Annotated in this window: 15 protein-coding genes; 8 read left to right on the forward strand and 7 right to left on the reverse strand. The window is 71.7% G+C overall.

What is annotated here, in order from left to right; all coding sequences use genetic code 11:
• Positions 1-8 precede the first annotated feature (8 nt).
• Positions 9-821, forward strand: coding sequence for an S-methyl-5'-thioadenosine phosphorylase (locus E1218_RS19775; protein WP_132322265.1), 813 nt, complete (start codon positions 9-11; stop codon positions 819-821).
• Positions 818-1,843, forward strand: a complete 1,026-nt coding sequence (locus tag E1218_RS19780; protein WP_132322267.1) for an NAD-dependent epimerase/dehydratase family protein — start codon at positions 818-820, stop codon at positions 1,841-1,843. The genes E1218_RS19775 and E1218_RS19780 overlap by 4 nt, the downstream gene beginning before the upstream one ends.
• Here the strand turns inward: E1218_RS19780 and E1218_RS19785 are convergent.
• Both E1218_RS19785 and E1218_RS19790 read right to left on the reverse strand, forming a co-directional pair.
• Positions 1,829-2,959 carry a sensor histidine kinase gene (locus E1218_RS19785; RefSeq protein WP_132322269.1) on the reverse strand — a complete coding sequence of 377 codons (1,131 nt, stop codon included), beginning with the start codon at positions 2,957-2,959 and terminating at the stop codon, positions 1,829-1,831. The two genes, E1218_RS19780 and E1218_RS19785, sit on opposite strands and share 15 nt — an antisense overlap.
• Positions 2,956-3,654 (reverse strand): response regulator transcription factor, encoded by a 699-nt coding sequence (locus tag E1218_RS19790; RefSeq protein ID WP_132322271.1) that lies wholly within the window; start codon positions 3,652-3,654, stop codon positions 2,956-2,958. Before E1218_RS19790 ends, E1218_RS19785 begins: the two co-directional genes overlap by 4 nt.
• A gap of 151 nt (positions 3,655-3,805) precedes the next feature.
• Here E1218_RS19790 and E1218_RS19795 point away from each other — a divergent pair, with 151 nt between their 5' ends.
• From E1218_RS19795 to E1218_RS19805, 3 genes are read left to right on the forward strand one after another with little or no spacing between them, the layout of a single operon-like run.
• Positions 3,806-4,465 (forward strand): glycosyltransferase family 2 protein, encoded by a 660-nt coding sequence (locus tag E1218_RS19795; RefSeq protein WP_132322273.1) that lies wholly within the window; start codon positions 3,806-3,808, stop codon positions 4,463-4,465.
• Positions 4,462-5,754 carry a DUF2064 domain-containing protein gene (locus E1218_RS36665; protein ID WP_202866102.1) on the forward strand — a complete coding sequence of 431 codons (1,293 nt, stop codon included), beginning with the start codon at positions 4,462-4,464 and terminating at the stop codon, positions 5,752-5,754. The genes E1218_RS19795 and E1218_RS36665 overlap by 4 nt, the downstream gene beginning before the upstream one ends.
• Positions 5,751-7,187: a glycosyltransferase 87 family protein gene (locus tag E1218_RS19805; RefSeq protein WP_132322275.1), complete on the forward strand. Its 1,437-nt coding sequence runs from the start codon at positions 5,751-5,753 to the stop codon at positions 7,185-7,187. Before E1218_RS36665 ends, E1218_RS19805 begins: the two co-directional genes overlap by 4 nt.
• On the opposite strand, the gene E1218_RS19810 is transcribed toward E1218_RS19805, so the two are convergent.
• From E1218_RS19810 to E1218_RS19825, 4 genes are all read right to left on the reverse strand, one after another.
• Positions 7,099-7,761 (reverse strand): VOC family protein, encoded by a 663-nt coding sequence (locus E1218_RS19810; protein WP_165949342.1) that lies wholly within the window; start codon positions 7,759-7,761, stop codon positions 7,099-7,101. The genes E1218_RS19805 and E1218_RS19810 overlap by 89 nt on opposite strands.
• Before the next feature lie 28 nt (positions 7,762-7,789).
• Positions 7,790-9,922, reverse strand: a complete 2,133-nt coding sequence (locus tag E1218_RS19815) for a DEAD/DEAH box helicase (protein WP_132322279.1) — start codon at positions 9,920-9,922, stop codon at positions 7,790-7,792.
• A gap of 318 nt (positions 9,923-10,240) precedes the next feature.
• Complete coding sequence (locus tag E1218_RS19820) at positions 10,241-10,507, reverse strand: hypothetical protein (RefSeq protein WP_132322281.1); 267 nt, start codon at positions 10,505-10,507, stop codon at positions 10,241-10,243.
• 62 nt (positions 10,508-10,569) lie between these two features.
• Positions 10,570-10,788: an ANTAR domain-containing protein gene (locus E1218_RS19825; RefSeq protein WP_132322283.1), complete on the reverse strand. Its 219-nt coding sequence runs from the start codon at positions 10,786-10,788 to the stop codon at positions 10,570-10,572.
• 22 nt (positions 10,789-10,810) lie between these two features.
• On the opposite strand from E1218_RS19825, the gene E1218_RS19830 reads away from it, so the two are divergent.
• Complete coding sequence (locus E1218_RS19830) at positions 10,811-11,380, forward strand: hypothetical protein (protein WP_132322285.1); 570 nt, start codon at positions 10,811-10,813, stop codon at positions 11,378-11,380.
• 83 nt (positions 11,381-11,463) lie between these two features.
• Positions 11,464-11,655 carry a hypothetical protein gene (locus E1218_RS19835; protein WP_132322287.1) on the forward strand — a complete coding sequence of 64 codons (192 nt, stop codon included), beginning with the start codon at positions 11,464-11,466 and terminating at the stop codon, positions 11,653-11,655.
• Between the two features lie 4 nt (positions 11,656-11,659).
• On the opposite strand, the gene E1218_RS36170 is transcribed toward E1218_RS19835, so the two are convergent.
• A complete protein-coding gene (locus E1218_RS36170; protein WP_165949343.1) occupies positions 11,660-11,803 on the reverse strand; it encodes a hypothetical protein in 144 nt (47 codons plus the stop codon).
• Between the two features lie 147 nt (positions 11,804-11,950).
• On the opposite strand from E1218_RS36170, the gene E1218_RS19840 reads away from it, so the two are divergent.
• Positions 11,951-12,376 (forward strand): DUF302 domain-containing protein, encoded by a 426-nt coding sequence (locus tag E1218_RS19840; RefSeq protein ID WP_132322289.1) that lies wholly within the window; start codon positions 11,951-11,953, stop codon positions 12,374-12,376.
• Positions 12,377-12,504: the final 128 nt, after the last annotated feature.

A 12,504-nucleotide genomic window follows, 5' to 3' on the forward strand; every position in this document is an offset into this window, starting at 1 on the left:
TCGGAGCCATGGCAGAGATCGGTGTGATCGGTGGCTCAGGTTTCTACTCGTTCCTGCAGGACGCACGCGAGGTGACGGTGGAGACGCCGTTCGGCCCGCCCAGCGAGCATCCGGTCGTCGGTGCGGTCGCCGGGCGTGCGGTCGCGTTCATCCCCAGGCACGGCGCCGACCACCGGTTCCCGCCCCACCGGGTGAACTATCGCGCGAATCTGTGGGCCCTGAAGTCGCTCGGCGTCCGGCAGGTCCTCGGCCCGTGTGCGGTCGGCTCGTTGCGTCCCGAGCTCGTGCCCGGCACGTTCGTCGTACCGGACCAGTTCGCCGACCGGACCTGGGGCCGTGAGCACACCGTGTACGACGGTCCACCGCGTCCCGTGGTGCACACCTCGCCCGCGGACCCGTACTGCCCGGCCGGGCGGAGGACGGTGATTGCCGTGGGCAACGAGGAGGTGGTCCCGGACGGCACGATGGTCGTCATCAACGGGCCGCGGTTCTCGACCCGGGCCGAGTCCCGGTGGCACGCGGCCCAGGGCTGGTCCGTCGTCGGCATGACCGGCGCGCCCGAGGCCTCGATCGCCCGCGAGCTCGGGCTCTGCTACACCTCGATCGCCGTGGTGACCGACCACGATGCCGGCGTGGCCGCGGGGGAGGGCGTCACCCAGGCCGAGGTCTTCGAGGTGTTCGGCCGCAGCATCGAACGCCTCAAGGTCCTGCTCGCCGACGTGATCGCGACGCTGCCCGCGCCAGACGTCGACTGCTCCTGCCGGCACGCGCTGGACGGCACCGCGGCCGAGAACCTCCCGCAGGCGGAGGTCGTCCGGTGAAGGTCCTGCTCACCGGCGGCGCCGGCTTCATCGGCCGGCACGTGCACAGCCAACTCGTTGCCGAGGGCCACGAGGTCACGGTGCTCGACTCCCTGCGGCCCGACGTCCACGGCCATCGCCCCGACCTCGACGACCTGGTCGTGGCCGACGTCCGGGACGCCGGGGCGGTCGCGGCCGCGCTCGACGGAGTGGACGTGGTGATCCACCTGGCGGCGAAGGTCGGGCTCGGCGTGGACCTCGACGACATCGACGACTACGTCGGCAGCAACGGCCTCGGCACCGCGGTGCTGCTCCGGCAGGTGGGGCACGCGAAGGTCGGCCACCTGGTCTACGCGAGCTCGATGGTCGTGTACGGCGAGGGCCGCTACGAATGCACCGAGCACGGCGTCGTCGCGCCGGGACCTCGCCGAATCCGGGACCTCGAAGCCGGTCACTTCGAACCGCCGTGCCCGCGCTGCGGGACGTTCCTCCGGCCGGGCCTGGTCGAGGAGGACGCCCGGCTCGATCCGCGCAACGCTTATGCGGCGTCCAAGCTGACGGGCGAACACCTGGCGGCCTCGTGGGCCCGGGAGACCGGCGGCCGGGTGGTGGCCCTGCGGTTCCACAACGTCTACGGGCCGGGCATGCCGCGGAACACGCCGTACGCGGGTGTGGCGGCGCTCTTCCGGTCTTGGCTCGAGCGGGGTGAAGCACCGCAGGTGTTCGAGGACGGCCGCCAGCGCCGCGACTTCGTCCACGTCCGCGACGTGGCGGCGGCGGTGACGCTGGCTGCCTCGGCCGACCATCCGCAGTTCGCGGCGTACAACGTCGGGAGCGGCACCGTCCACACCATCGCCGACCTGGCGACGGAGCTGTCGCACGCGTACGGCGGGCCGGACCCGGTGATCACCGGTCGCTTCCGCCTGGGCGACGTCCGGCACATCACTGCCAGCTCCGACCGGATCAAGGCCGAGCTCGGCTGGAAGCCGGCGTACGACCTGTCCACCGGTGTCGCCGAGCTGGCCGGCTCAGCCGGCGGGTAGGTCGATCTCGAAGGTGCAACCGCCGGGAACCCCGGCGACCGCGATGCTGCCGTGGTGAGACTCGACCACGCCCCGGGCGATGGCGAGCCCGAGACCGCCTCGGCCATTGGCGGGGGTGCGCTGGGCGTCACCACGCCAGCCGACGTCGAAGACCCGCTCCAGGTCCTGGTCCGGGATTCCGCCGCAGCCATCAGTCACCGCGAGCCGGACGCGGCCGTCGGACTCGCGGTCGACGGTCAGGTTGACGGCACCACCCGGCTCGGTGTGCCGGATGGCGTTGTCGACCAGGTTCGTCACCGCGCGGGTCAGCTCGTCGGCGTCACCGTGCACCGCGAGCCGGTCGTCGTCGCCGGGGGTCGACACCGTCAGCAGGACGCCCTCGGCCCGAGCGTGCTCGCAGGTCTCGCCGGCGACGTCCTCGGCCAGCTCCCGCAGGCTGACCGCCGTCCGCCGGCGCGGTGGCGGCGCGGCCGCCAGCCGGGACAGCTCGAAGAGGTCGTCGACCAGCCCGGTCATCCGGTCCACGGTCGTCCGCATCTGCCGGAGCGCACCGGGTACGTCGTCGACCACGCCGTCCTCGAGGCCCTCGGACACCGCCCGCAACCCGGCGAGCGGCGTACGGAGGTCGTGGGACAGGAACGCAACCAGTTCGCGCCGGCTCTCCTCGAGCGCCTTCTCCCGCAGATGTGAGGCGGCGAGCTTCACCCGGGTCGCCTCCAGCTCGTCCGTCAGCGCCGCCAGCTCGGCCGGAACCGTCGGGGTCGAGGCAGACGCCGGAGCGTCGTACGAGGTGCCGAGATGGCGCAGCCGGCGGCCGACGTCACGGGAGCCGGTACTGATCCAGTGCGCGAGCACGACCGACATCGCCAGCCCGAGCAGCGCGGAGAACGCGAGTGTCCACAGCACGACGAGCGAGTCGTGCGCGGAGATGAACATCGCCCGCACGCTCTGCAGGACGGCGGCCAGCGCGGCCACCATCGGCGCGACCGCGACCACGATCATCGTGATCCGCAGCGACCTGCGCCGGCACTTCCACAGCACCAGCGCCCCCGCCGCGGCGACGATCAGCGTCCAGAGCGCCGTCAGCCCGAGGATCGTGACCGTGTCCCGGTTCATCCGGCCTCACCCACGAAGCGGTAGCCGGTCCGCGGAACCGTCAGCACGAGCCGGGGATCGGACGGGTCGTCCTCGATCTTCTCCCGCAACCGCCGGACGTGCACCGTCACCGTGGAGGCGTCGCCGAAGTCCCAGCCCCAGACGCGCCGCAGGAGCTCGGTCTTGGTGTACGCCTTGCCCGGATGGGCGACGAAGTAGCTGAGCAGGTCGAACTCCCGATGGGTCAGCGACAGTTCCACTCCGTCCAGGGCGGCGATCCGGGCCGCGGTGTCGACCGTGACCGGGCCGGCGGTCAGTTTCGTCGGCGTGAGGTCCTGGCCGGCCAGTCGCTCCTCGCGGCGGAGCATGGCCTGGACGCGCAGCACGAGCTCGCGCGGGCTGAACGGCTTGACCACGTAGTCGTCCGCACCGACCTCGAGCCCGACGAGCCGGTCCTCCTCCTCGCCGCGCGCGGACAGCATGATCACCGCGGCACTGTCGTCGGCTGCCCGCATCCGGCGGAGCACCTCCAGCCCGGACAGTCCGGGAAGCATCACGTCGAGGACCACGACCGAGGGTTTCCACTGCTGCCAGACCTCGACCGCACGTACGCCGTCCGCGACCATGCGGGCCTCGTACCCGGACTTGGTCAGGTACGCCGAGACCACGTTCGAAACGGTCGGGTCGTCGTCCACCACCAGCACACGAGTCGCCACGTCACGAGCGTAGGACCGTTCGCGGCGGTTCCGGTCCCGCTCGGCCGGGCAACGGCCCGGCCGTAAGCAAGCCGTAGCCGATCCGGCGACGTAAGCGAGCCGTAGTCGCGCGCGGGCCCACCGGCCGACAGGATTTCCCTACGGTCGAGGAGTGGCTGATGCTGAGGTCGACCTGATCCTGCCGTGCCTGAACGAGGCGGCCGCTCTGCCGTGGGTGCTCGGCCGGTTGCCGGACGGCGTCCGGGCCGTTGTCGTGGACAACGGTTCGACCGACGATTCGGCCGAGATCGCCGCCGGGCTCGGTGCCACCGTGATCCGGTGCGAGCTGCGCGGGTACGGCGCCGCCTGTCACGCCGGCCTGGAGGCGGCGACCGCCGGCGTCGTGGCCTTCCTGGACGCGGACGCGTCGCTCGATCCTGGCCAACTGGTCCGGGTCACCGCTCCGGTCCTGGCCGGCCGGGCCGAGTTGATGCTGGGCCGGCGCCGGCCGGTCTCCCGCGGTGCCTGGCCGTGGCATCTGCGGTTGGCCAACGCGGAACTCAGTCGCCGCATCCGCCGCCGTACCGGTGTCCGGCTGCACGACCTCGGGCCGATGCGCGCCGCCGGACGGCAGGCCTTGCTGGACCTCGGGCTGGCCGACCGGCGGTCGGGCTATCCGTTGGAGACCGTGGTGAAGGCCGCCGACGCCGGCTGGCGGATCGCCGAGACCGACGTCGATTACCTGCCACGGTCAGGGCGCTCGAAGGTCACCGGTACACCGCTCGGCGCCGTCCGGGCGGTGAAGGACATGACCAAGGTGTTGTCCGCATGAACGCGGGCACGCTGATCGTGATCGCGAAGGAGCCGGTTCCCGGCCGGGTGAAGACCCGCCTGCAGACGGAGTTCACCCCGCGCGAGGCGGCCGCGCTGGCCCGGGCGTCACTGGCCGACACCCTCGCCGCGGTCCGGAAGACACCCGCAGGGCGGTACGTTCTCGCGCTCGACGGAACTGGCGGGTCGTGGCTGCCGGACGGGTTCGCGGTGGTGGCCCAGCGCGGCGACGGACTCGACGAGCGGCTGGCCGCCGCCTTCGAGGACGCGTACGCCGGGACGCCGATGCTGCTCGTCGGCATGGACACCCCGCAGGTGACCTCGGATCTGCTCGGGTGCGACTGGTCGGGTTACGACGCTGTGCTCGGCCTGACCGAGGACGGCGGCTACTGGTGCCTCGGCCTGCGTGGGCCCGATCGGCGTGCGCTGGCCGGCGTACCGATGTCGACGGCGCACACCGGTGCCGATCAGTTGACGAGGCTGGAACTGCTCGGCTACCGGGTGAAACTGCTGCCGGCGCTTCGCGACATGGACACCCCGGCGGATGCGGCGGCGATCGCGGCGAGCTTCCCGGACCTGAGGATGTCGCGGCTGCATCGCCGGCTGCAGCACACGGCACACCCGGCCGTGCTCTTCGAGAAGGCACTCGACGGTGGACGGGTCGTTGTCACTGGCACCGATGGCCGGACTGTTCCGGAGTTGTCGGAGGTGGATCGCTGGCGGGCGCCGGCCGACGCGGTCGACCGGATCGCCCTGAGTCGGTGTGAGGGGCCGGTGCTGGACATCGGCTGCGGACCCGGCCGGATCGTGACGGCGCTCGCCGAGCAGGGGATCGCGGCGCTCGGCGTGGACATCTCCGCGCACGCCGTACGGCTGACGACCGACCGGGGCGCGGCGGCGCTGCGCCGGGCGGTGCAGGAGCCGCTGCCCGGCGAGGGGCGGTGGGGGAGCGTGCTGCTGATGGACGGGAACATCGGAATCGGAGGAGCACCGGGCGTGCTGTTGCAACGCTGCGCCGAGCTGGTCCGGCCGAACGGGGTGGTGCTGGTCGAGGTCGATCCGGATGACAGCCTGGACGATACCGGCGAGATCGTCCTGCGCAGCCCGAACGGGCGCCGGTCGAGGCCGTTGCCCTGGGCAAGAGTGGGCGGCCGGGCGGTCATCCGCGACGCGCGGGCCGCCGGTCTCCTCGCCACCGAGGACTGGCGCACCGGCGACCGAGCCTTCCTGACCTTCCGCCGGGCGGCCGAGCTCGTCCGGACCGGTCCGGTCGTCAGCACGGTCCGATGACGGAACTTCGGACGGCCGCGGTCACGACCCGGAGGCGGTCGGTGCCGCTCCTGGCCGGCGGGGTCATCGGTGCGGCGGTGTGCACAGCCGCCATCGCGGCGGCCGCGGCCGACTGGTGGCCGAACCTCACGCTGGTGGTCGGGACGCTCGTGGTGCTCGGGGTCGCCTGGGGGATGACGCGGAGGCCGATGGGGCGCCGGACGGTGCTCGGGATCGTGGGTGTCGCCGCCGTGTGTCAGGTGCCGGGGCTGACGGCGGCGCCCATCACGAGTACGGATGCCTACCGGTATGTCTGGGACGGTCGCGTGCAGTTGTCCGGGACTTCGCCGTACGCACACGTGCCGCTCGACGACGCGCTGGCGAGGCTGCGCGATCCGGTTCTGTTCCCGGGGCTCTCCCCGCAGGACAGCTCCGGGGTCACCGGACCTCCGCGAGTTCCCCGTGATCCCGCCGCGTTGGCCGCACTGTCGGCCGACGACTCCCGGACCCGGATCAACAGGGCGCGCGTGCCGACCATCTATCCACCGGTCGCCCAGGCATACTTCACCGCTGTCGCCTTCTTCACGCCCTGGTCGGCCGGAACGTTCGGCCTCCAACTGGTGGCGGCCGCGCTCGCCGTCGGCGTGACCGCGTTGCTCGCCACGGAGCTACGCCGCCGCAACCGCGATCCTCGCTGGGCCGTCCTCTGGGCCTGGTCTCCGGTCGTCGCGCTCGAAGCGGGTAGTGCCGCCCATGTCGACGTGCTCGCCGCCGGCCTGGTCGTAGCGGCGGTCGTCACCGCGGCCCGTCGTTCGCCGGTGATCACCGGCCTCCTGCTCGGCGTGGCCGCGAGCGTCAAGTTGCTGCCCCTGCTGCTCCTGCCCGCCTTCACCTCGGTACGGCGACGCGGCGCGACCACGCCACTCGTTGCCGTCGGCACCTTCGCCGCGACCTACGTCCCGCACGTGCTTGCCGTCGGCACCTTGGTACTCGGATTCCTTCCCGGCTACCTCGGCCAGGAGGGGTTCGCCGACGGCAGCTCGCGCTCGGCGATCCTCGCACTGGTCCTGCCCGCGGACGCGCGCCAGGTCGCCACCGCGGTCCTGGCGATCGCCGTCGCCATGCTCGCGATCCGTCGGCACCAGCAGGAGCCGATCGCGGTCACGTGCTGCTGGCTGTACGGCGCCGCGCTGCTGCTGACCACGCCGACCTACCCCTGGTACGGCCTGCCACTCATTGCGCTCGCCGTGCTCGCGGGCCGCATCGAGTGGCTCGCCGTACCGTTGGCGTCCTATCTGGCGTACGCGAGCTTCGGGCACGAGGTGCGCCAAGGCCTGATCCACCTGGCCGCGGCGGCGGTCGTGCTCACTGTGACGGCACGAAGGTCAGGCGGTTGCCGTCGGGGTCGTGGGCGTCCGGCCGGGCTGTCGTTGTCGCCAGGCCGAGGTGGTTGACCGGGGTGGTCGCAGCCGGCGGGGACTCGAGCAGCTTGACGGCGTCGTCGCCGATCCGGAAGACGCTGTGGTCCGACGGGTCGCGGTTCAGACGAAGGTGGGTGCCGTAGAACTCGGCGGCCGCCTCGAAGTCGGGCGCGGGCAGCGCGATGAAGGCGAGGCGTCGTACGGGCCCCGACCTGATCGGCGGGACGCGGAACTCCTCCGTGCGTTGCAGGAGTTCGATCCGGACGCCGTTCGGGTCGGAGAGGAACGCGAGCCGGCCTTGTCCGCTGCCGGCAACTCTCGGGGGTGTCAGCTCGGCGTACCCGAGGCCGATCAGCCGGGCGTAGTCGGCGTCCAGCTCGTCGGTCATGAAACCGACGTGGTCGAGACCGAAGGTTGCGTCCGGCGCGGGCTCCTCACTGTGCAGGAGCTCGACCAGGCCGGTCGCGAGCTGGAGATGCACCCGATGGACGCGGCTGCCGGTCATGAACAACCGGTCGACCACCTCGGCGCCCAGCCCGGCGTAGAACTCCAGGCTCGCGTCGAGATCACCGGCCGGCCCGCCGACGTGGTTCAGCTCGTAGATCACCCTGTCGAGGATAGCGCTTACCGCGCGATCACCCGGTGGTTTCCAGCGCGTTGGTCAGCAGCGCGACGAGCGCCTCGAGCTGCAGGTCCGCGGAGGCCGCGATCTCGTCGTCGGAACCGTCGAGCGCCTTCGCCGCCAGTCCGGCCTTGGCGTCGATCAGGTCGGCGATCCTGGTGTCGACGGTCTGCGCGGCGATGATCCGCCACGCCGTCACCGGCTCCTCCTGGCCGATGCGGTGCACCCGGTCGATCGCCTGCGTCTGCTCGGCGTTCGTCCAGGACAGCTCGGCCAGGACGACGTTCGACGCGACCTGCAGGTTCAGGCCCACGCCGGCGGTCAGCAGCGAGCAGACCGCGATCGACACCTCCGGGTCGTTCACGAACGCGTCGATGTTCTTCTGCCGGCTCTTCGGCGTCTGGTCGCCGCGGATCGAGGAAAAGGCGATGCCGCGCTCGGTGAACAGGTTCTCGGCCGCGTCCATCACCTCGATGTGCCGGGCGAAGAACACCACCTTGCCGACGTTGTGCGCGAGCTGCGCGGCGTAGTCGGCGGCCAGGCCCGCCTTCGCCCGGCCGATCCGGCGGACCAGGCTGAACACGTTCTCGCCGGACTTCGCGGTGTCCGGGTCGGCCCGCTCCCAGCCGGCCACCCGGCGGACGAGCTCGTGGTCGATCCCGTCCACGACCTCGCCTGACGTCCGGGTCGCGAGCGCGCTCCGGTAGCGCGCGACCAGCCGGTTGGTGAGCTCGCGCTCGGCGTCCCGGATGGAGCGGCCGACGGCGTCGTCCAGCTCGACCGGTAGATCGGCGATCCGGCGGGCGGGGATGTCGGCGGCCACGTCGACCTTGCGGCGGCGGACGATGCCCAGGTCGATCACCCGGGCCCGGGCGGCCGCGTAGAAGCCGGGATCCGCCGGCGTCAGGCCGGTCTCCTCGAGCGACTGCATCAGCTCCGCCCGCGGACCGGTTTCGTCGATCCAGCCGAGGAACTCCCAGATCGCGGTGAAGTCCTCGATGTCGTTGATCAGCGGCGTACCCGTGAGGGCCATCAGCAGCGGGCGCGGGGTCCGGCCGCGGATCCGCTCGGCCAGCCGCAGCACGTTGCGCGAGCGCTGTGACTTCTTGTTCTTGATGAAGTGCGCCTCGTCCACGACCATGCCGCGGAAACCCAGGGCGCCGAGCCAGCCGACGTGCCGGTCGAGCACCTCGTAGTTCACCACGACGATGTCGGCGAACCCGTCGATCGTCGCGCCGTCGCCGTGAATCACGGTTGCCTTCTTGCGCGGCGTCCACAGACCGGCCTCACGGGCCCAGTTGGTCTTCACGACGTTCGGGACGACGGCGAGCAGCGGGTACGCGTCCGCGGCCTGAGCGGCGAGCAGGGCCTGCGCGGTCTTGCCCAGACCGGGCTCGTCGGCCAGCAGGAAGGTCCGGTGACCGGCCGCCGCGGCGGCGATCAGCTGCGCCTGGTGCGGCATCAGGTCGAGACTCGCCGCGGTCCGGAAGGAGGTCGGCCTCGGCAGTGATTTGGTCGCCGAGGCGGTGGCGTACTCGAAGGACTTCAGCAGCGGGCTGATCAGCTCCCAGCCGGCCAGCCGCCGGGGCTGGACCTTGGCGGGTGCGGCCGCGCTGAAGTCCGGCGCGAGGAACGGGTTGGCGAGCTGTCGCTGGATGACCGACTGCGGGACTACCTGGCGGGCTGCCGGCGCGGCGGGCGTCGACGGCTCTTCGGCCGGCGGCTCCTCCTCGGCCACCTCGACGCCGGCGGCCGTCAGCATCTGACGCTTGAGCGCGGCGGCGGCCTCGGAGACGACGGCGTCCTCGGCGAGCAGTGCGAGCAGCGAGGGTTCGAGTGCCGCGGTCTTGGCGAGGATCGTCGCGATCCCGTCAAGGCGCCGGAGCTGCTCGGCCCGCTGGGTGTCGGTGTAGCTCTGGTCCGAGTTCACCCGGGCGCGCTCCTCGCGCACCAGCAGGGCGATGACCTGGAACTTCGTGCGGACCGACGGGCGGACGGCCGATCGCTCGACCGCGCCCTCGACCTCGCGGACGGCGCGGGCGAGCACCGGCATCAGACCTTCGACCTCGACGTCGCGGGGACGACGGCGACGCCGGGGAGCGGCAGTACGGGGAGCGTCGGACCGACGCCGGCCTCGCTGGGCCAAAGAGTCCTCCTCTGGACTGCCACGGCAGGGTCTGCCGTGGCGGAACGCGGCACCGCACGACCTCGCGCGGACGACGCGGCGTCCTGCCGAGTCCTCCAGGGCGGTCACCTGCGGGCGATCGACAGGCGGACGCGGCGGGACCCGCCACCGGATGGGCCCGACGCCCACTGGTGGATGGCCGTGAGTTCCTGCTCGAGGCGTAGCCTTCGCGGCGCGATCGGCGTCGCTGGAGGCGCTGCCGACGTACGGTGCTCCCTCAATACTAGCCACAGCCAGGTCGTGGGGGCACCTCAGGACGCCTGGCACGCCGGGCGAAGGTCACCGGGAGAGCGCGCGGACCGGCCGGCCGCGGCGGTGGTACGGCCTCGCGCCGATCGCCAGGGCCGCCCCGAGGCCGGTGAAGGCGAGGCCGCCGAACGTGATCATCCAGGACCGTTCGGTCGCGGTGAACGGGGACGGATCACCGGCCGGCCGCACCAGGCCGGTGAGGACCACCGTGCCCCAGATCGTCAGTGGTACGCCGTACAGGATCGACCAGGCCCGCACGGCCCGGGCGATCCATTCCGGCCACCGCGTGTACGCCAAGACAACGAGTTTGTGCTGCGGGTGCCGGTCGCGGATCCCTCGCTCCGGTGAACCGGCCCCGATCAGTCGGCGCTGGGCAGGCGGCGGTGCTGGACGACGTACTCGGCGATCTGGCGCAGCTTGGTGTTGCTGTGCTGCGAGTGCCGGCTCAGGACGTGGAAGGCGAGGTCGGCGCTGATGTCGAACCGCTGCATCAGGATCCCGACCGCCTGGCCGACGAGCTTGCGGGCCTCGACGGCGTTCGCCATCGACTCGCGGTGACGCGCCTGCGCGATCGCCACCGCCGCATGCTGGGCGAGGAGAGTGGCGACGGACAGCGGGACCACGCCCAGCCGGCCGGCGTCGGTGTCGTACAGGCTGAGGGCCCCGACCTGGCCGGCCGCGACCTTGAGGGGCAGGTGGGTGACGGCTGTGATGCCGGCGCGTTGCGCGGCCGAGGTCTCCTCGGGCGGCCGGTTGGCCGTCCTTCGCGTAGTCCACGACGACCAGATCGTTGCCGCGGGCGACCATCAGCAGGGGGCTGCCCTCGGTGAGCAGCAGCGGGCAGAGCGGGCCGATCGCCGGGTCGGACAGTGCCACCGGCCCGACCCGGCCGGCTCGCCGGGTCAGGACGAGCCCGGCGAACGGCCAGGCGAGTCTGTCGACCGCGAACTCGACGACGGCGGCCGCCACCTGGTCGACGCTGCCGTCGGCGTCGTGCAGTTCCAGGGTGAGTTGGGCGAGCGCGGCAGCGACCCAGAGGTCCGGCTGGTTCGGCACTACGGGACACTCCAGAAGACACAGGGAATCGACCACCCACATCTCCGGAGTGCTGGGCCAAGCATGCTCGAATCGGCCCGGAAATTCCTCATCGGACGCGCTGGCCCGGGTTGACGGAGTCGATCGGAGCGAATCCGGGTACCGGACGGCCGTCGTCCAGCAGCGGACGGAGGAATATCGGCCTGTTGGAGGTACCCGTGGTAACTGTCGGCGGCATCGACACCTATTACGACTACGACGAGCGGCGGTGGAAGTACAGACGTCTGGGCGGCGGGCCCGTCCGGGACGAGCCGCCGCGCCCTGAGCGGAAGGATGCCAAGGCCGAGGAAGTACCGGCGGCACCACGGCGCAGCCGGCCCGCGAAGCGCGAATCGGCGCCGGCGAGGTGACCGTTCAGTCGGGCGGTTCGACCGGTTGCCCCTCGTCGCCGCTGGTGACGTCCTGCTGCCGCGGCGGACGCCGTTCGTCGTTCTCCGGCACCTCGTCCGGTGTGGCTTCGCGGTGCTGGTCCTCCGGACCGGGTCGGTCGGAACTCATGATCGCCTCCCTCTCGCCGGCTTGTCCGGTAACCAGCGGGACCGGTGGCAATCGTGATCCCGAAGACTGATCGGTTGGCCCGTTCTCTGTACGCCGGGCGTTCGTTGATCGACTCTGGCTGAAGTAGCCGCTCATGGGAGGTACCAGATGACCACCGACCAGAAGTCAGGGCCGGCCGGAGTGCGGCCGACGAGTGGTGTCGTCCACAAGCGCAGTCCGGTCACCGTCGCCGAGACCGTCCTACGGCTGAGCGCGGCCATCCGCGAGGCCGGCGGGACGGTGTACTTCGTGGTCGACCACAGCGGCGAGGCCCAACGGGCCGGCGCCGAGTTGCGGGACACCAAGGTGCTCGGCTTCGGCAACCCCGCCGTCGATGTGGCCACCATGACCGCGTCGCCGCTCGCCGCCCTGGATCTGCCGACCAAGATCCTGGTGTGGTCGGACGACGACGGCACCGTCTGGATGACCTACCTCAAGCCGGCCTGGCTGACCAAGCGCCACAACCTCGAGCCGGACCAGGCGGAACCGTTGTCCGCTGTGGACGACCTGATCGCGCGGGTGGCCGCCGCCTAGGTGTGATGTCCAGGGAGGTTGCCCCGCTTGGCGGCGGTGAGTCGGGCTGACAGGTGAAGGCCTCCGGTTGTGAAGTGGAGCTGTCTAGTTCACCGCTTCACCAACCGGAGGCCTTCGTGTCCCACGCT

Origin of the sequence: Kribbella turkmenica, assembly GCF_004348725.1 — a bacterium.
GTDB classification, from domain to species: Bacteria; Actinomycetota; Actinomycetes; order Propionibacteriales; family Kribbellaceae; genus Kribbella; species Kribbella turkmenica.

What these genes read in the sequence shown, in the direction of transcription:
- E1218_RS36170 (WP_165949343.1), bottom strand. Translation starts at nt 11,803, where the DNA reads ATGAGTTCCGACCGACCCGGTCCGGAGGACCAGCACCGCGAAGCCACA.
- E1218_RS19805 (WP_132322275.1), top strand. Translation starts at nt 5,751, where the DNA reads ATGACGGAACTTCGGACGGCCGCGGTCACGACCCGGAGGCGGTCGGTG.
- E1218_RS19840 (WP_132322289.1), top strand. Translation starts at nt 11,951, where the DNA reads ATGACCACCGACCAGAAGTCAGGGCCGGCCGGAGTGCGGCCGACGAGT.
- E1218_RS36665 (WP_202866102.1), top strand. Translation starts at nt 4,462, where the DNA reads ATGAACGCGGGCACGCTGATCGTGATCGCGAAGGAGCCGGTTCCCGGC.
- E1218_RS19775 (WP_132322265.1), top strand. Translation starts at nt 9, where the DNA reads ATGGCAGAGATCGGTGTGATCGGTGGCTCAGGTTTCTACTCGTTCCTG.
- E1218_RS19785 (WP_132322269.1), bottom strand. Translation starts at nt 2,959, where the DNA reads ATGAACCGGGACACGGTCACGATCCTCGGGCTGACGGCGCTCTGGACG.